This window comes from Actinoplanes sp. NPDC051388, from assembly GCF_055586225.1.
Map to the genome: position 1 here is coordinate 112,165 of NZ_JBVJIP010000010.1, position 16,603 is coordinate 128,767.

The window sequence follows — 16,603 nt, forward strand, 5'->3', positions numbered from 1 at the left end:
TCAGATCACGCGACGTGGGTGCGGTAGAACGCCCAGGCGTCGCCGATCATGTCGCGCAGCGTCGCCTTCTGCGGCACCCAGCCCAGCTCGGCCCGGGCCAGCGCGGAGGACGCGACCAGGCTGGCCGGGTCGCCCTCGCGGCGCGGCGCGATCTCCACCGGCAGCTCGGCCCCGGTCACCTCGCGGGCCACCTCGACCACCTCGCGGTTGGTGAACCCGCTGCCGGTGCCCAGGTTGTAGATGCGGTGCTCCTTGGCGGTGGCCACGTCCAGCGCCAGCAGGTGGGCGCGGGCCAGGTCCTCCACGTGGATGTAGTCGCGCACGCAGGTGCCGTCGGCGGTCGGGTAGTCGTCGCCGAAGAGCGCCAGCTTGGCCCGTTTGCCCGCGGCCACCTGCAGCGCGATCGGGATCAGGTGGGTCTCCGGGTCGTGCCGCTCGCCGATCTCAGTGCCGTCCGGCCGGATCAGTGCGCCGGCCACGTTGAAGTAGCGCAGCGAAACCGCGGCCAGCCCGTGCGCGAACGCCTCGGAGGTGAGCGCGTGGTCGAAGGTCAGCTTGGTCGCGCCGTACGTGTTCGTCGGCTGCTTGACCGCGGACTCGGTGATCGGCAGCTCGCTCGGGTTGCCGTAGACCGCCGCGGTGGAGCTGAACACGAACTTGGGCACCCCGGCGGCCCGCACCGCGTCGAGCAGCTGGAGCGACCGCTGCACGTTGTGGTCCCAGTAGATCTCCGGCCGCACCATCGACTCGCCCGCCGCGATCAGCCCGGCGAAGTGCAGCACCGCGTCGAAGCCGGCATCGGGTGTCAGGATGGTGCCGGCATCGGCGATGTCGGCCTCGACAAAGGTCGCATCGGGCGCTACCGCCGCGCGGAAGCCGGTGCTGAGATTGTCGAGCACCGTCACCTCGTGTCCGGCGTCGAGCAACAGCCGGCTGGTGACGCTGCCGACATAGCCGGCTCCTCCGGTGACGAGCAGTTTCACGGTGTGCGCCCTCCCATAGGTGTCATACCGGATTCTACGTTCCACCATGAACGCTCAAAAGTCAACACGTTCAAACATCTGACATCCCACGCCCGGGCGGTTTACGAGAAGTGGGCCGAGACTGTCACAATGGCGCTCATGTCCGACGCCGCCCCTCGCCCACGGGTGCTCTCCGGGATCCAGCCCACCGCCGACTCGTTCCACCTCGGGAACTATCTGGGCGCGGTGCGCAACTGGGTGGCGCTGCAGGACACGCACGACGCGTTCTACTGTGTGGTCGATCTGCATGCCATCACGATGGGCCATGAGCCGGTCGCGCTGCGCAATCGCACACGACTCTCCGCGGCGCAGCTGCTCGCGCTCGGGCTCGACCCCGACCGCTGCACCCTCTTCGTCCAGTCGCACGTGCCCGAGCACGCCCAGCTGGCCTGGGTGCTCAACTGCATCACCGGCTTCGGCGAGGCCGGCCGGATGGTCCAGTTCAAGGACAAGTCGGCGAAGTCGGGGCAGGACTCGACCAGCGTCGGGCTGTTCACCTACCCGATCCTGCAGGCCGCGGACATCCTGCTCTATCAGGCCGACCAGGTGCCGGTGGGCGAGGACCAGCGGCAGCACCTCGAGCTCACCCGCGACCTCGCGCAGCGGTTCAACACGCGATACGGCAAGACGTTCACCGTGCCTTCGCCGTACATCGTGAAGGACACCGCGAAGATCACCGATCTGCAGGACCCGACCAGCAAGATGTCGAAGTCCGCGTCGTCGCCGAACGGCATCGTCGAGCTGCTCGAGGAGCCGTCCCGGTCGGCCAAGAAGATCAAGTCCGCGGTCACCGACACCGGCCGCGAGATCCTCTACGACGAGGTGAACAAGCCCGGCATCAGCAACCTGCTGACCATCTATGCCGCGCTCACCACGCGGACCATCGACGAGCTGCTCGAGCACTACGACGGGCGCGGCTACGGCGACCTCAAGAAGGACCTGGCCGACGTGATCGTCGAGTTCGTCAAGCCGATCCAGGAGCGCACCCGGATGTACCTCGAGGACCCGGGTTATCTGGACAAGGTGCTGGCGGTGGGCGCGGAGAAGGCTCGGGCGGTGTCGGCAGTGACGCTCGGGCACGCGTACCAGAACATCGGTTTTCTGAGCCCGGCGCGCGGAGCCTGACCCGCGTGGCTCCGACCACCAAGATCGGTGTCGCCATCGACATCCCCGAGCCGTGGGGGTCGCTGCTGACCCGGCGGCGTGCCGAGGCGGGCGATCCGCAGGCGGCGTTCACGCCCGCCCACGTGACGCTGCTCGGCCCCACCGAGGTGGCCTCGGAGCTGCTGCCGGCGATCGAGAAGCACCTCGAGGACGTGGCCTGCGGGCATCCGCCGTTCACCATCCACCTGCGCGGCACCGGCACCTTCCGGCCGATCACCGAGGTGGTGTTCGTGACGCTCGCGGTCGGCATCAGCGAGTGCGAGCTGCTGGCCGCAGCGATCGTCGCGGCCGAGGGTGTGCACCGCGACGCGCGCTTTCCCTATCACCCGCACGTGACGGTGGCCCAGGACGTGCCGGCCGAGGCGTTGGACGCGGCCTTCGAGGACCTTTCGGACTTCTCCGCACGCTTCGACGTTCCGTCGTTCACGCTGTTCACCCACGGCGGCGAAGGCCCGTGGCGGCCACGGCGTGACTTCCCGTTGGGCGGCTAAGACATTGGGTACGGTCACGGCGTGAACGCCGTGGACCGTGTCTACAACGCGGCCGAGGCGCGCATCATGCGGTGGCGCTATCGGTCGAAGTACTTCGACCATTTCAGCCGCGCCTGGCTGCGGTACGACGAGGTGAACGGCGGCCGGCTGGCCGCCGCGATCGCCTATTACGGCTTCTTCGCGGTCTTCGCGCTGCTGCTGATCGGCTACTCGATCTTCGGCATCCTGCTGGACAACAACCCCGAGCTGTTCGCCATCGTCCGCGACTTCCTCGGGCAGAATCTGCCGTTCCTCAAACTGCAGCAGATCCTCGACAGCGGCCGCACGGTCGGCGTCGTCGGCCTGATCGGCCTGATGTTCACCGGCATCGGCTGGGTCGAGGCGATCCGGTCGTCGCAGCGGCTGATCTGGCGGCTCAACGAACACCCCGGCTACATCGTGCTGCGCCAGGTCGTCGATCTCGCGATCATGCTCGGCATCCTGGTGCTGATCGCGCTGTCGGTGGGCGCGGTGAACGGGCTGGAGCGGCTGCTCGCCTGGCTCAGCGACGGGCACGCCTCCTGGCTGCTCACCACGGTCAGCTGGATCGCCACCGTGGCGATCAACATGCTGCTCGGCGCGGCCCTGCTGGCCGCCGTGCCGCGGCTGCGGATGACCGCGCGGCGGATGATTCCGCCGGTGCTGCAGGTCGGCGTCGGCATCACTCTGCTGAACACGGTGGGTAGGTTCTTCGTCGATCTCGTGCAGCGCAATCCGGCCTACGGTCTGGTCGCCAGCGCGGTCGGCGTGCTGGTTTATCTCTACGCGTTCAACCAGCTCCTGCTCTTCGGAGCGGCCTGGGCGGCGACCAGTCCGCACGGTCGCGTGGTGGACCTCGCAGCTGACGATAAAAATGCCCCGGTGGGGCAAAATACCTGGATTCGACACCACAGCCCGTAATGATGTCCGCGTGGGCAATCTTGTGACGTTGAGCCTGCCGCCGGATTCGCCGGTGGCCGAACTGCCGTGGGTCATCACCGTCGGCGCGCTTGGCGACGACGAGGACTGGGAGCCGGTGGTCTGCGGACCATACGAACGCGGGCACGCGCTCGCCCTCGCCCAGGCCGTGGTGGCGGACGAACCTCTGCTGGCGGTGGTCGAGCCCTTGCTGCCGCTGGTCGACGCGGAGGCGATCCGCGAGGAGATCGAGACCGCCCGGGCGGCGGCCGAGCCCGCGGTCGAGGCGTTCGACGACGACGACGAGTGGGACGGCGAGCGGGTCGAGCCCGGGCCGGCGCCGACCGCGACCGAGGTACGCGCCGGCTTCGCCCGGCTGGCCGCCCGCCTGCCCGGTGTCGCGCCGGGCTGAGCGTCACACCCGGCTGAGCGTCACGCCCGGCTGAGGGTCACGCCCGGCTGAGCACCGCCCGCATGCCCGCTTTGAAGGTCTCCTTGTCCACGCCGCCGATCAGCATCCGCTGCAGCGCGTAGCCCGGGACCATGGTGAACAGCACCGAGGCGACCGCCCGGGGATCGCTGTCCGCGGGCAGCTCGCCGCGCTCGTGCGCGCGCTGGGCGATGGTCAGGAAGGCCGCCTGCAGCGCGCGGTAGCGCTCCCGCACGATCGCGCCGATCGCCGGATCGAGCGTCGCCTCGCCCCAGATCTGCACCGCCAGCGGAAACGAGCCGCCGGGACCCAGCTGGGTATCGACGATGTCCAGCGCCGCGCCGATCGCCTCCGGCACCGGCAGCGGCGGCTCCCGATCGGCGACCTCCTGCAGCGCCGCCGCGATGCCGCCGGCCACGTTCTCCGCGATCGCGTTGATGATCTCGTTCTTCGACTTGAAGTAGCGGTAGACCGCACCCACCGACAGGTCCGCCTCGCGGATCAGGTCCTGCATCGAGGTGTTGTGCAGGCCATTGCGCAGGAAACAGGCGCGGGCCGCGGCGAGGATCTGGTCGCGGCGGGCGGTGAGGTGATCTTCCGAGACACGTGGCACGTCCCACAGTGTAAAACGAACGCTCGTTCTTGACGTCATCGGACAGCTGGGAGCATCCTGTGTGAGTCAAAGAGAACGAGCATTCGTTTTAGGAGAAGATCATGCAGAAGCGTCGCTCCCCACTCACCCTCGGCATCCTCGTCGCGCTCTTCATCGTCACCGTCCAAGCGCTGCTGGTGCCGCTCTTCGCGGCGCCGGCCGCCAACATCGGGCCCCGCGATCTGCCCATCGCGCTCGCCGGTCCACCTCCGGCCACCGCGGCGATCGCCGGCCGACTCGCCGCCGAGCACCCCGGCGCCTTCGAGGTCAGCCAGGTCGCCGACGCCGCCGCGGCGGACGCCGCGATCAAGGACCGTGATGTGTACGGCGCGATCGTGGTCACCCCGGGCGGGGCCGAGGTGCACGTCGCGTCCGCGGCGAGCCCGGCCGTGTCCACCCTGCTGACCCAGGCCGCCACTGGCCTCGGCGTCCCGGCCACGGTGGTCGACGTGGTGCCCGTGCACAGCGGCGACCCGCGCGGCGCCGGATTCGGCGCCGGCTTCCTGCCGCTGGCCATCACCGCGCTGCTGGCCGGCGTGCTGATCTTCCTGGTGGTCCGGGCCCGGCCGGCCCGGCTCGCCGCCCTGGCCACCTTCTCGATCGCCGCCGGGCTGGCCGGCGCCGCGGTGCTGCAGAACTGGCTCGACGTCCTGCCGGGCGGCTACCTCGCCGCCGCCGGGGTGCTGGCGCTCTTCGCGCTGGCCGTGTCGGCCACGGTTAGCGGGCTGGCCGCGGTGCTCGGCGAGGCCGGTCTGGGCCTGGGGGCGCTGGTGGTCTTCCTGATCGGCAACGCGCTCTCCGCGGTGGCGTCCGCCCCGGAGTTGCTGCCGCAGCCGTGGGGTGAGGCCGGGCAGTGGCTGCCGATCGGCGCCGGCGCCACGCTGCTGCGCTCGGTCACGTATTTCGACGGGCACGGCGGGCTGGCCGCGGCGGGTGTGCTGGCGGCGTACGCGATGGTGGGTCTGGTCCTGGTCGCGGCCGGTCGGCGCGGCATCGCGGCGACCACCCCGGTGGCCGCGGAGACGCCCGCCGAGCGCGAGCCGGTCGCGGCCCGCTGAACCCGCGACGGGGAGACCGCCCATACTTGGCGCGTGGTGATCACGCGCCGGTGGGCGGTCTTCCTCGTGCTGGTCGGTGTCTGGACCTGGCTGATCTGGCCGCGCTTCGGGCTGGCGATCTGGCGGGACGACCGGTCCTTCGCGGACGGCGCGCCGACCTCGTTCCTGTGGGTGCACGCGTTGCTGATCGCGGCCTCGCTGGCCATCGGCAGCACCGCCGGCGTGCTCGGCGTCCGGGCGTGGCGCGCCTTAAAAACTGCGGGCACATCGGTCGAGGCGCCGAAAGATTAACGGCAGGTTTCGCGAGACGCCGGGCATTTCCTCGCCGAATCCACCTAAAGCCGCAACCGGCGAGCGATGCAGTTGCGGGGAGGTAACGGTGCGCCAACAGTACGGCCGGATTTCCTGACGCGGCCCTGGCCTGCGCGTACGCTCCCGTCCGAGAACTCACCGTCGTGTGCCGGTGTGCTGTGGAAGGAGGGCGTCTTGCGCCCAGTACGTGGGAAGCGAATCGTTGCGATTCTCGCGGCGGGTGGGCTGACGCTCGCCGCCGCGGCCTGTGGCGACGCCCCCGAGGAAACCCCGAGCGGCAGCGGCAGCAGTGCCGCCGCCGGTGCCCCATACAAGGCTTGCATGGTGACGGACGTCGGCGGCATCGACGACCGTTCGTTCAACGCGTCGGCGTGGGCCGGCGTGCAGGCGGCCAAGACCGCCCAGAGCAACGTCGAGCCGGAATACGTGGCGTCCACCGCCGAGGCCGACTACGAGCCCAACCTGCGCGGTTACGTCACCAAGAAGTGCAACTTCATCCTCGCGGTCGGCGGCCTGATGGGCGACGCCACCAAGAAGGTCGCGGCCGAGTCCACGTCGCAGCAGTTCGGCATCGTGGACAGTGCGATCGACGGCGCGAGCAACGTCTACCCGATGCAGTTCGCCACCGACCAGGCCGCGTTCCTGGCCGGTTACCTGGCGGCGGGCTACTCGAAGTCGGGCAAGGTGGCGACCTACGGCGGCCTCAAGATCCCGCCGGTCACCGTGTTCATGGACGGCTTCGTCGACGGGGTGGCCTATTACAACAAGCAGAAGAGCAAGAACGTGCAGGTGCTCGGCTGGGCCAAGGCGACGCAGAACGGCACCTTCGCCGAGACGTTCATCGACCAGAACAAGGGCAAGTCGATCGCCAGCACGTTCGTCGCCCAGGGCGCCGACGTGATCATGCCGGTCGCCGGTGGCACCGGGCTGGGCACCGCCGACGTGGCCAAGGCGTCCGGTGGCAAGACCTCGGTCATCTGGGTCGACCAGGACGGCTGCAAGAGCGCCGCGCAGTACTGCGACGTCTTCCTGACCACCGTGGTCAAGAACATCTCCGACGCCGTGGAGCAGGCCGTCGCGGCCGGCGCCGCGAGCCAGCCGCTCGCCGCGGACCCGGGTTACCTGGGCACGCTGGAGAACAACGGGGTGTCGCTGGCGCCGTACAACAGCTTCGACAGCAAGGTCGACGCCACGCTCAAGGGCGAGGTCGACAAGCTGAAGGCGGACATCATCGCGGGCACCGTGAAGGTGGAGTCCGCGAACTCCCCGAAGTGATCGATAGCTAGGTAACATCCAGGCCGCCGCGCGGCCGTGAGCACCAGTTCACGGCCGGGCGGCGGCTCTGCACCTCCACGCCTCCGGGGGAGATTCCGCTGAGACTCGAACTGCGCGGCATCACCAAGCGCTTCGGCGACCTGGTGGCCAACGATCACATCGACCTGACCGTCGAACCCGGCGAGGTGCATGCGCTGCTGGGTGAGAACGGCGCCGGCAAGTCCACGCTGATGAACCAGCTCTACGGCCTGTTGCAGCCGGACGAGGGCGAGATCCTGGTGGACGGCGAGGCGAAGGTCTTCCGCAGCCCGCGCGACGCGATCGCGGCCGGCATCGGCATGGTGCACCAGCACTTCATGCTGGTCCCGGTCTTCACGGTGGCGGAGAACATCGCGCTCGGCGCCGAGGAGACCCGCGGCGGCCCGCTGGGCTGGCTGGACCAGCGCCGCAGCCGCCGCGACGTGCTGGAGACGTCGAAGAAATACGGCCTGCCGGTGGACCCGGACGCGCTGGTCGAGGACCTGCCGGTCGGCGCGCAGCAGCGGGTGGAGATCGTCAAGGCGCTGACCCGCGACGTCGACCTGCTGATCCTGGACGAGCCGACCGCGGTGCTCACCCCGCAGGAGACCGACGAGCTGCTCGCGGTGATGCGCGGACTGGCCGAGACGGGCAAGTCGATCGTCTTCATCACGCACAAGCTGCGCGAGGTCAAGGCCATCGCCGACCGGATCACCGTGATCCGGCGCGGCCGCACGGTCGGCGTCGCGACCCCGGACACCCCCGAGGACGAGCTGGCCGCGCTGATGGTCGGCCGGGCGGTGAGCCTCGAGGTCACCAAGACCGACGCCGAGCCCGGCCGGGACGTGCTGACCATCTCCGGCCTGGTGGTCGAGGACGACCGCGGGGTGCGCGCGGTGGACGGCGTCGACCTGGTGGTGCGGGCCGGCGAGGTGCTGGGCGTCGCCGGCGTGCAGGGCAACGGGCAGACCGAACTGGTCGAGGCGGTGATGGGCCTGCGGCCGGTGCGGGCCGGGTCGATCTCGCTGGACAACGAGAACCTCGCGGGCATGCGTACCAAACAGATCTTGCGCTCCGGGGTTGGCTATGTGCCCGAGGACCGCAGCCTGGACGGGGTGGTCAAGGAATTCTCGGTGGCGGAAAATCTGGTGCTGGACACCTATGACCGGCCGCCCTATGGCAATGCCTTCCGGCTCAATCCGGGCGAGATCGCCTCGTCGGCGCGCGAGCGGGTCGAGCAGTTCGACATCCGCACGTCCTCGCCGGACGCCGCGGTGAGCACGCTCTCCGGCGGCAACCAGCAGAAGGTCGTCGTCGCCCGTGAGATGTCCCGGCCGCTGCGGTTGTTCGTCGCGGCCCAGCCGACCCGCGGGGTGGACGTCGGCTCGATCGAGTTCATCCACGGGCGGATCGTGCACGAGCGCGACATCGGCACCGCGGTGCTGGTGGTCTCCAGCGAGCTGGACGAGGTGGTCGGGCTGGCCGACCGGATCGCGGTGATGTACCGCGGGAAGATCCTGGCCATCGTGTCGCCGGACACCCCGCGCGAGGAGCTCGGCCTGCTGATGGCGGGCATCGTGGGAGAGGACGCCGAGTGACCGCCACCGCCACCGAGAAACCGTCTTCCGAAAAGACGCAGCCTTCATTTTTGAATACGTTCCTGCATAACCTGTGGTCGGCGAACACGGTCGTGGTGACGGTGCTGTCGATCGTGCTCGCCCTGCTGATCGGCGCGATCCTGATCATCGTGTCGGACGCCGACGTGCTCGCCACCTTCGGTTACCTGACCGCGCGGCCGAGCGACGCGTTCACCGCGAGCTGGCAGCTGGTCAGCGAGTCGTACGCCAACCTGTTCAAGGGCGCGATCTTCGACCCCGAGGCGATCTCGGCCTGGGCCGGCGGATCCGGCACCTGGCAGGCGGCGTTCACCCCGATCTCGGAGACCTTGACCTATGCGGCGCCGCTGGCCTTCACCGGTCTCTCGGTCGCCATCGCGTTCCGGGGCGGCCTGTTCAACATCGGCGGTCAGGGCCAGGCGATCATCGGCTGCATCACCGCCGCCATCGCCGGCTTCGCGCTGCCCCTGCCGATCGTCATCCACGTGCTGGTGGCGCTGGTGGCCGGCCTGCTCGGCGGCGCGCTGTGGGGCTTCATCCCGGGCATCCTCAAGGCGCGCACCGGCGCCCACGAGGTGATCACCACGATCATGCTGAACTACACCGCCGGGCTCTTCCTGACCTGGCTGATCCTGCAGAACGGCGTGCAGGACCCGAACCGGTCGGACGCGATCAGCAAGCCGGTGGACAGCTCCGCCGAGCTGGCCTCGTTCGGCGGCGCGCTGCGGGTGCACCTGGGCATCGTGCTGGCCGTGCTGGTCACCGCCGGGGTGGCCTGGCTGCTCAACCGGTCGGCGTTCGGCTTCGAGCTGCGTGCGGTGGGCGCCAACCCGGCCGCCGCCAAGACCGCCGGGATCAGCGTCGGCAAGACCTACACGATGTTGATGGTGGTGGCCGGCGGCCTCGCCGGGCTCGGCGGCGCGACCCAGGTGCTGGGCACCGCGCACACCCTGACCCCCGCGGTGGCCGGCAACATCGGCTTCGACGGCCTGCTGGTCGCGCTGCTCGGCCGCAACCGGCCGTGGGGCACGCTGCTGGCCGCGGTGCTGTTCGGCGCGCTGCGGGCCGGCGGCAACCGGATGCAGTCGTTCAGCGGCATCTCGCTCGAGCTGGTGACGGTGCTGCAGGCGCTGATCGTCATCTTCATCGCCGCGCCCGCCCTGGTGAAAACGATCTTCCACCTGCGCGCCGCCCGCACCGCGCGGCTCGGAGCTTCCATGGCGAAGGGCTGGTGAGCAGGATGACTGAGCCAACCCGCGGCGGAAAACCCCAGAAAACTTCGTCAGTGGCAACCGCAGAAGACCTGAGCGAGGTCCTCGCCCCGTCGCGCTTCTGGGATCGGCAGCGACGGCTCGGCGCCGCGCTGCTGCTGATCGGCGTGCTGGCCACCGTCGTCTTCGGCGCGCTGGCCAAGTCGCTGCCCGCCCGCTTCACGTTCAGTGAGGACAGCGCGGGCGCGGCCTTCTCGATCAACGGCCGGTTCGGCGCGATCCTCTTCGGCGTCGTCACCATCGCGGCCGGCGGCACGCTGCTGGCCGGCGTGGCCAAGAAGTGGCAGACCGCGCTGCTCGGCATCGGCATCTTCGGCTTCGTGATGTCGTTCCTGTGCTGGCAGGTGGCGGGCCAGTTCCTGCCCCTGGTGGACACCGTGGACGGCAGCCTCGAGCTGGCGCTGCCGCTGATCCTCGGCGCGCTGGCCGGAGTGCTCGGCGAGCGGTCCGGCGTGGTGAACGTGGCGATCGAGGGCCAGTTCCTGATGGGCGCGTTCTTCGCCGCCCTGGTCGGCACGATGGCCACCAGCGTGTGGGCCGGCCTGGTCAGCGCCGCCGTCGGTGGCGTGATCATCGCCGCGATGCTGGCCGTGCTGGCCATCCGCTTCCTGGTCGACCAGGTGGTGGTCGGCATCGTGCTCAACCTGTTCGCGCTGGGCGTGACCGGCTTCCTCTACGAGCGGCTGATGCAGCCCGACGCGCAGAGCTACAACACGCCGCCGCAGATGCCGACCTGGCGGGTGCCCGGACTGGCCGAGATCCCGGTGATCGGGCCGGTGCTGTTCGAGACCAACCTGCTGGTGTGGACGGCGCTGCTGCTGGTCGCCGCGATCCACTTCGGCCTGTCCCGCACCCGCTGGGGACTGCGCACCCGCGCGGTCGGCGAGCACCCCACCGCGGCCGACACGGTGGGCATCCGGGTGCGCGGCCTGCGTTACCTGAACGTCCTTCTCGGCGGCGTGGTGGCCGGCGCCGGCGGCGCCTATTTCACGCTGGTCGCGACCGGGTCGTTCACCAAGAACATGACGGCCGGCGCCGGCTTCATCGCGCTGGCCGCGCTGATCTTCGGCCGGTGGACGCCGATCGGGGCGCTCGGCGCGGCGCTGTTCTTCGGCTTCGCCCAGAAACTCGCCACCTATCTGAGCGCGATCGGCAGCCCGGTGCCGAGTCAGTTCCTGAACATGCTGCCCTACATCGCGACCATCATCGCGGTGGCCGGGCTGGTCGGACGGGTGCGCGCGCCGGCCGCCGACGGCCAGCCGTATGTGAAGAGCTGAGGCCACTCAGCGTTCTGAGGCAGAATCAGAGCCTATGGAGATCGACTGGGTCACGTTGCGGGATGCCGCGATCGAGGCCATGCGGCATGCGTACGCGCCCTACTCCGATTTCCCGGTCGGAGTCGCGGGTCTGGTGGACGACGGCCGGGTGGTGGTCGGCTGCAACGTCGAGAACGCCTCTTATGGCGTCGGGCTCTGCGCCGAGTGCGGCCTGGTCACCTCGCTGCACGCCACCGGCGGCGGGCGGCTGATCGCGGTGTCCTGCGTCGACGCCACCGGCTCGCCGCTGATGCCCTGTGGCCGCTGCCGCCAGCTGCTCTATGAGCACGGCGGCCCGGACTGCCTGGTCGAGGCGGTGCCGCGGCCGCTGCGGATGTCCGAGCTGCTGCCGCACGCGTTCGGGCCGGAGGACATCGAAAAGGTGACCGGCGCGACGCCGGTGCCCGAGGTGCCCACCGCGCTCGCCAAGTGGCGCGGCCGCGGGACCGTTTTCGTCCACCCCGACCTGGCCGGCGGCGAGCAGGTGTGGACCGGTTACTGGGAGCGCTCGGCGGGCACCCCGGACCCGGCCGACGCGGAGAAGGGCGTGCTCGAGGAGGGGCCGAACTTCCCGACCACGGGCGCGGCCATCGAGTGGGGCCGGGTGCGGACCCCGCGGATCGTGGTGGTGGACGCCGACGGCAAGCTCTCCTGGGCCGGTGAGGGCGAACCGCCGGAGGGCATTCCGGCGCGCTGGGAGGACGGCTCGTGAGCGGCTTCGCGGCGGTCGACGTGATCCGGGCCAAGCGGGACGGGCAGGTGCTGTCGGACGCGCAGATCGACTGGGTGGTCGACGCGTACACGAAAGGGATCGTGGCCGACGAGCAGATGTCCGCGCTCGCCATGGCGATCCTGCTGCGCGGCATGACGCCGGCCGAGATCGCCCGCTGGACCGCCGCGATGATCGCCAGCGGGGAGCGGCTGGACCTGAGCGGCGCCGGCCGGCCGACCGCGGACAAGCACTCCACCGGCGGCGTCGGCGACAAGATCACCCTGCCGCTGACCCCGCTGGTGGCGGCCTGCGGCGCGGCCGTGCCGCAGCTCTCCGGGCGCGGGCTCGGCCACACCGGCGGCACCCTCGACAAGCTCGAGTCGATCCCGGGCTGGCGTGCGGCACTGAGCAATGACGAGTTCCGCACCCAGCTGCGCGACGTCGGCGCGGTGATCTGCGCGGCCGGCGCCGAGCTGGCCCCGGCCGACCGCAAGCTCTATGCGCTGCGCGACGTGACCGGCACGGTCGAGGCGATCCCGCTGATCGCCAGCTCGATCATGAGCAAGAAGATCGCCGAGGGCACCGGCGCGCTGGTGCTCGATGTGAAGGTCGGCTCCGGCGCCTTCATGAAGGACGTCGAGTCCGCCGCCGAGCTGGCCCGGACCATGGTCGAGCTGGGCGCATCGGCCGGCGTGCGCACGGTCGCCCTGCTCACCGACATGAGCACCCCGCTCGGCCTGACCGTGGGCAACGCGGTCGAGGTGGCCGAGTCGCTCGAGGTGCTGGCCGGTGGCGGCCCGGCGGACGTGGTCGAGCTGACCCTGGCGCTGGCCCGCGAGATGCTCGATGCGGCCGGGCTGCCGGACGCCGACCCGGCCAAGGTGTTGGAATCGGGCGCCGCGATGGACGTGTGGCGGGCGATGATCCGGGCGCAGGGCGGCGACCCGGACGCGGCGTTGCCCGGTGCGCGGGAGACCGAGGTGGTGCGGGCCGCGGCCGACGGTGTGGTCCAGGCCGTCGACGCGTACGGGGTCGGGGTGGCGGCCTGGCGGCTCGGCGCCGGCCGGGCCCGCAAGGAGGACCCGGTCAGCTTCGGGGCCGGCGTGGTGCTGCGGGTGAAGCCCGGCGCCGAGGTGCGGGCCGGCGACCCGCTGGCCGAGCTGCGCGCCGACGAGGGTGATCGCATCCCGGCCGCCCGCGAGCTGGTGGAGTCGGCGATCGTGGTGTCCGCCGGTCCGCCGCCCGCACCGGCCCGGCTGCTGATCGATCGGATCGCCTGACCACCGATGAACAAGGCCGCCCCCGATCCTCGTGCGGTGCGCGAGGCCAGCCTGGACGAGCTCGACCGGCTCGGCCTGCCGCTGCCGCCACCGAGCTTCCCGCTGGTGTGGGAGGCGGGCGACGCCGTGGAACTGCGCGCCACCGCGGATATCGAGGCGCGCGCGGCGATCCTGCACGTGGTGGTGGCCCGCTGCTTCGGGATGCCGACCGAGGCGGCCATGCACTGGCTGCTCGGCTCGCACCTGGTCGAGGTGGTCACCCCGCCGGAGTGGCAGTTCGTGATCGGGGCGAAGGGCGACCACCGCTCGTTCGTGCTGCACCACGACGCGGTCTTCGCGCTGGCCTGGCTGCTCGGCCTCGCCCGGCACCTGGATCCGACGGCACCGCCCGAGGACCGCCTGATGCAGCAGATGCCGGACCTGCCCTCCGGGGAGAGCTTCGGCAGCTGGCGATCGCGGTCGCTGATGTCGCCGCGGGACCCGGTGGAGGCGGCCGTGCTGCTCGACCTCTACTACTGCCTGGACTGGGCCTTCCAGGAGGCGGAGAAGACCGGGGTGCGGCCGCCGGGGGAGATCAACGCGAACGCGATCGGGCAGCGGCGCTGGGCGCTGGAGTGGGCGGTGGTGTTCACCGGGCCCTATCACGATCGTCCGCCGGAGTGGGAAGAAGTCGATCTGAGCGTCTGAACAGGGTGACGTCGACGGCGGCGGTCACCACCTGATCCGTCACCGCGCCGGGATCGACGTGCCGGGCGCTCGGCGTCATGCCGATCAGGGTGCGCACCTCCGCGCCGGTCAGCGTCAGCCGCCGCCGGTGGGTGGTGGAGTGCTCGGCGGCGAATCCCGCGCTGAGCTTGTCCACGGTTCGGCCGGCCTTGTCCCGGTCCACGGTGAGCAGGCCGTGCGCGGCGATCAACTCGTGCAGGTGGTCGGCTGCGGGGGTGACCACGAGCAGCGCGCCGCCGGGCCGCAGCACGCGGTGGAACTCGGCGGCGTTGCGCGGCGCGAAGACGTTCAGGATCAGGTCGGCGGCGCCGTCCGCGATCGGCAGGCGCTGCCACAGGTCGGCGAGCACGGCGGCGGCCCGGGGGTGGGCCCGGGCGGCGCGGCGCAGGGCGGGTTTGGATACGTCCACCGCGAGGCCCACCGCATCCGGCCGGTCGTCGAGCAGCCCGGCGAGGTACCAGCCCGTCCCGGCGCCCGCGTCCAGGATCAGGCCGTCGGCCGCCGGGGCCGAGGTGGCGAGGGCGTCGGCGATGAAGCGGTAGTGGCCGGCGGCGAGGAATTCGGCGCGGGCCTCGATCATCGGGACCGAGTCGCCGGTGTGCGGCATCCGGCCGCGGGTCAGCGTGGCGTACCCCTGCTTGGCGATGTCGAAGTGGTGACCGCGAGGACAACGCAGCGTGCGCGGCGCACCGAGCCCGAGCGGGTCCGTGCACACCGGGCAGCGAAGGAACGGCAATGCGCCGTCGATCAAAGGTGTCTCCCCATGCCCAGTTCCAAATTCGCCTCCTGAGTCCCGTGTTCACCATGGATTTTGAAACCAGGCATAAAGTCACCTGATGGTCGCCATCTCATCAGCCGACATCGTCAAGGCTCCCAAGGCTCTGCTGCACGACCACCTGGACGGCGGCCTGCGCCCCGCGACCATCGTGGAACTCGCCGCGGACGTCGGGCACACGCTGCCCGAAACCGATCCGGAGGCGCTCGGCCGCTGGTTCACCGCCGCCGCCGACTCCGGGTCGCTGGAACGCTACCTGGAGACCTTCGCGCACACCGTCGCGGTGATGCAGACCGAGGCCGCGCTGCACCGGGTCGCCCGCGAGTGCGCGCTCGACCTGGCCGCGGACGGCGTGGTCTATGCCGAGGTGCGTTATGCCCCGGAGCAGCACCTGGAGGGCGGGCTGTCCCTCGAGCAGGTGGTGGAGGCGGTGCACGCGGGGTTCCGGGAGGGCTGCGCCGAGGCCGCTGCGCTGGGACAGCACATCCGGGTGGGCACGCTGCTGACCGCGATGCGGCACGCCGCCCGGTCGCAGGAGATCGCCGAGCTCGCCGTGCAGTTCCGCGACACCGGGGTGGTCGGCTTCGACATCGCCGGCGCCGAGGCGGGCTTTCCGCCCACCCGGCACCTGGACGCGTTCGAGTACCTGCAGCGGGAGAACTTCCACTTCACCATCCACGCCGGCGAGGCCTTCGGCCTGCCGTCGATCTGGCAGGCGCTGCAATGGTGCGGTGCGGACCGGCTCGGCCACGGGGTGCGCATCGTCGACGACATCTCGGGTACGAGTACCGACCCGCTGCTGGGCCGCCTGGCCGCCTATGTCCGGGACAAGCGCATCCCGCTGGAGTTGTGCCCGTCGTCGAACGTGCAGACCGGCGCCGCGCCGTCGATCGCCGAGCACCCCATCGGACTGCTGCACGACCTGCGCTTCCGGGTCACCGTGAACACCGACAACCGGTTGATGAGCGGCACCTCGATGTCCCGCGAGATGACGCTGCTCGTGGAGGCGTTCGGGTGGGGCTGGGCGCAACTGCAGTGGCTCACGATCAATGCGATGAAGAGCGCCTTCATCCCGTACGACGAGCGACTCGCCATCATCACCGATGTGATCAAGCCCGCGTACGCGAAGCTGTTGTCCTGATTTTTGCCCCATGACCGAATCGGACGTACTTTCGGCCCGCGAAACTGTCCGATTCGGCCAGGGGCATCAACCGTTCGGCCACATTGGTGTCTACAAAAGCTGCGAAATACGGCATCTCACCTTGCCGTCCGCCGATGACCGCGCAATCGTCTGTCCTGCCACGATCCGAGTGGATCGAGCACGACCGGTGTGCGAAACCCCCCGCGTATGACCGGTCGTCCGGAGTGACTTTAAGAGACGCTTAGATGCACGTGCAGTGACGACGGACCCGCGATGTCCAACTCCTGAGGAGCAACATCGCATCACACAAGTGGTCCGGGTCCGGCTGCTCTTTCTCTTTGACACTCGTCGTGATGGAATCTCGGGGGCCCGACCCCGTGTGGTGGCCGTGTGCGGGGTCCGGTCGAG

General features: G+C 70.3%; 17 protein-coding genes. 14 read left to right on the forward strand and 3 right to left on the reverse strand.

Annotated features, from left to right (window positions below; translation table 11 throughout):
- Window positions 1-5 precede the first annotated feature (5 nt).
- The gene (galE, locus tag ACZ6TI_RS25070) at window positions 6-1,031 is read right to left on the reverse strand and encodes a UDP-glucose 4-epimerase GalE (protein ID WP_465347562.1); all 1,026 of its coding nucleotides are present in this window, start codon (window positions 1,029-1,031) and stop codon (window positions 6-8) included.
- Between the two features lie 90 nt (window positions 1,032-1,121).
- Here galE and trpS point away from each other — a divergent pair, with 90 nt between their 5' ends.
- The 4 genes from trpS to ACZ6TI_RS25090 are packed head-to-tail and all read left to right on the forward strand — an operon-like array spanning window position 1,122 to window position 4,025.
- Entirely contained in the window at window positions 1,122-2,147 is a 1,026-nt protein-coding gene (gene trpS / locus ACZ6TI_RS25075) for a tryptophan--tRNA ligase (RefSeq protein ID WP_465347563.1), read from the forward strand.
- A complete protein-coding gene (locus ACZ6TI_RS25080) occupies window positions 2,144-2,677 on the forward strand; it encodes a 2'-5' RNA ligase family protein (RefSeq protein WP_465347791.1) in 534 nt (177 codons plus the stop codon). The genes trpS and ACZ6TI_RS25080 overlap by 4 nt, the downstream gene beginning before the upstream one ends.
- Window positions 2,678-2,698: 21 nt before the next feature.
- A complete protein-coding gene (locus ACZ6TI_RS25085) occupies window positions 2,699-3,616 on the forward strand; it encodes a YihY/virulence factor BrkB family protein (RefSeq protein ID WP_465347564.1) in 918 nt (305 codons plus the stop codon).
- Window positions 3,617-3,626: 10 nt separating this feature from the next.
- The gene (locus tag ACZ6TI_RS25090) at window positions 3,627-4,025 is read left to right on the forward strand and encodes a hypothetical protein (RefSeq protein WP_465347565.1); all 399 of its coding nucleotides are present in this window, start codon (window positions 3,627-3,629) and stop codon (window positions 4,023-4,025) included.
- 37 nt (window positions 4,026-4,062) lie between these two features.
- On the opposite strand, the gene ACZ6TI_RS25095 is transcribed toward ACZ6TI_RS25090, so the two are convergent.
- Window positions 4,063-4,656, reverse strand: coding sequence for a TetR/AcrR family transcriptional regulator (locus ACZ6TI_RS25095; RefSeq protein WP_465347566.1), 594 nt, complete (start codon window positions 4,654-4,656; stop codon window positions 4,063-4,065).
- Between the two features lie 101 nt (window positions 4,657-4,757).
- Between ACZ6TI_RS25095 and ACZ6TI_RS25100 the strand changes: the two genes are divergently transcribed.
- From ACZ6TI_RS25100 to ACZ6TI_RS25140, 9 genes are all read left to right on the forward strand, one after another.
- Window positions 4,758-5,753, forward strand: a complete 996-nt coding sequence (locus ACZ6TI_RS25100) for a hypothetical protein (RefSeq protein WP_465347567.1) — start codon at window positions 4,758-4,760, stop codon at window positions 5,751-5,753.
- Window positions 5,754-5,786: 33 nt separating this feature from the next.
- Window positions 5,787-6,044, forward strand: a complete 258-nt coding sequence (locus tag ACZ6TI_RS25105; RefSeq protein WP_465347568.1) for an SCO4848 family membrane protein — start codon at window positions 5,787-5,789, stop codon at window positions 6,042-6,044.
- 195 nt (window positions 6,045-6,239) lie between these two features.
- A complete protein-coding gene (locus ACZ6TI_RS25110; RefSeq protein ID WP_465347569.1) occupies window positions 6,240-7,340 on the forward strand; it encodes a BMP family lipoprotein in 1,101 nt (366 codons plus the stop codon).
- A 143-nt stretch (window positions 7,341-7,483) separates the two neighbouring features.
- Window positions 7,484-8,956: an ABC transporter ATP-binding protein gene (locus ACZ6TI_RS25115; RefSeq protein WP_465347570.1), complete on the forward strand. Its 1,473-nt coding sequence runs from the start codon at window positions 7,484-7,486 to the stop codon at window positions 8,954-8,956.
- A gap of 50 nt (window positions 8,957-9,006) precedes the next feature.
- Window positions 9,007-10,209 carry an ABC transporter permease gene (locus tag ACZ6TI_RS25120; RefSeq protein ID WP_465347571.1) on the forward strand — a complete coding sequence of 401 codons (1,203 nt, stop codon included), beginning with the start codon at window positions 9,007-9,009 and terminating at the stop codon, window positions 10,207-10,209.
- A gap of 5 nt (window positions 10,210-10,214) precedes the next feature.
- The gene (locus ACZ6TI_RS25125) at window positions 10,215-11,522 is read left to right on the forward strand and encodes an ABC transporter permease (RefSeq protein ID WP_465347572.1); all 1,308 of its coding nucleotides are present in this window, start codon (window positions 10,215-10,217) and stop codon (window positions 11,520-11,522) included.
- Window positions 11,523-11,556: 34 nt separating this feature from the next.
- A complete protein-coding gene (locus ACZ6TI_RS25130) occupies window positions 11,557-12,273 on the forward strand; it encodes a cytidine deaminase (protein WP_465347573.1) in 717 nt (238 codons plus the stop codon).
- Complete coding sequence (locus tag ACZ6TI_RS25135) at window positions 12,270-13,553, forward strand: thymidine phosphorylase (RefSeq protein WP_465347574.1); 1,284 nt, start codon at window positions 12,270-12,272, stop codon at window positions 13,551-13,553. The genes ACZ6TI_RS25130 and ACZ6TI_RS25135 overlap by 4 nt, the downstream gene beginning before the upstream one ends.
- 6 nt (window positions 13,554-13,559) lie before the next feature.
- On the forward strand, window positions 13,560-14,240 hold the full coding sequence (locus ACZ6TI_RS25140; RefSeq protein WP_465347575.1) for a DUF4272 domain-containing protein: 681 nt from the start codon (window positions 13,560-13,562) through the stop codon (window positions 14,238-14,240).
- On the opposite strand, the gene ACZ6TI_RS25145 is transcribed toward ACZ6TI_RS25140, so the two are convergent.
- Window positions 14,182-15,030: a methyltransferase domain-containing protein gene (locus ACZ6TI_RS25145; protein WP_465347576.1), complete on the reverse strand. Its 849-nt coding sequence runs from the start codon at window positions 15,028-15,030 to the stop codon at window positions 14,182-14,184. The two genes, ACZ6TI_RS25140 and ACZ6TI_RS25145, sit on opposite strands and share 59 nt — an antisense overlap.
- Before the next feature lie 85 nt (window positions 15,031-15,115).
- On the opposite strand from ACZ6TI_RS25145, the gene ACZ6TI_RS25150 reads away from it, so the two are divergent.
- Complete coding sequence (locus ACZ6TI_RS25150) at window positions 15,116-16,195, forward strand: adenosine deaminase (RefSeq protein ID WP_465347577.1); 1,080 nt, start codon at window positions 15,116-15,118, stop codon at window positions 16,193-16,195.
- Window positions 16,196-16,603 lie beyond the last annotated feature (408 nt).

What these genes read in the sequence shown, in the direction of transcription:
- ACZ6TI_RS25100 (WP_465347567.1), top strand. Translation starts at nt 4,758, where the DNA reads ATGCAGAAGCGTCGCTCCCCACTCACCCTCGGCATCCTCGTCGCGCTC.
- ACZ6TI_RS25150 (WP_465347577.1), top strand. Translation starts at nt 15,116, where the DNA reads ATGGTCGCCATCTCATCAGCCGACATCGTCAAGGCTCCCAAGGCTCTG.
- ACZ6TI_RS25140 (WP_465347575.1), top strand. Translation starts at nt 13,560, where the DNA reads ATGAACAAGGCCGCCCCCGATCCTCGTGCGGTGCGCGAGGCCAGCCTG.
- galE (WP_465347562.1), bottom strand. Translation starts at nt 1,031, where the DNA reads ATGGTGGAACGTAGAATCCGGTATGACACCTATGGGAGGGCGCACACC.
- trpS (WP_465347563.1), top strand. Translation starts at nt 1,122, where the DNA reads ATGTCCGACGCCGCCCCTCGCCCACGGGTGCTCTCCGGGATCCAGCCC.
- ACZ6TI_RS25130 (WP_465347573.1), top strand. Translation starts at nt 11,557, where the DNA reads ATGGAGATCGACTGGGTCACGTTGCGGGATGCCGCGATCGAGGCCATG.
- ACZ6TI_RS25125 (WP_465347572.1), top strand. Translation starts at nt 10,215, where the DNA reads ATGACTGAGCCAACCCGCGGCGGAAAACCCCAGAAAACTTCGTCAGTG.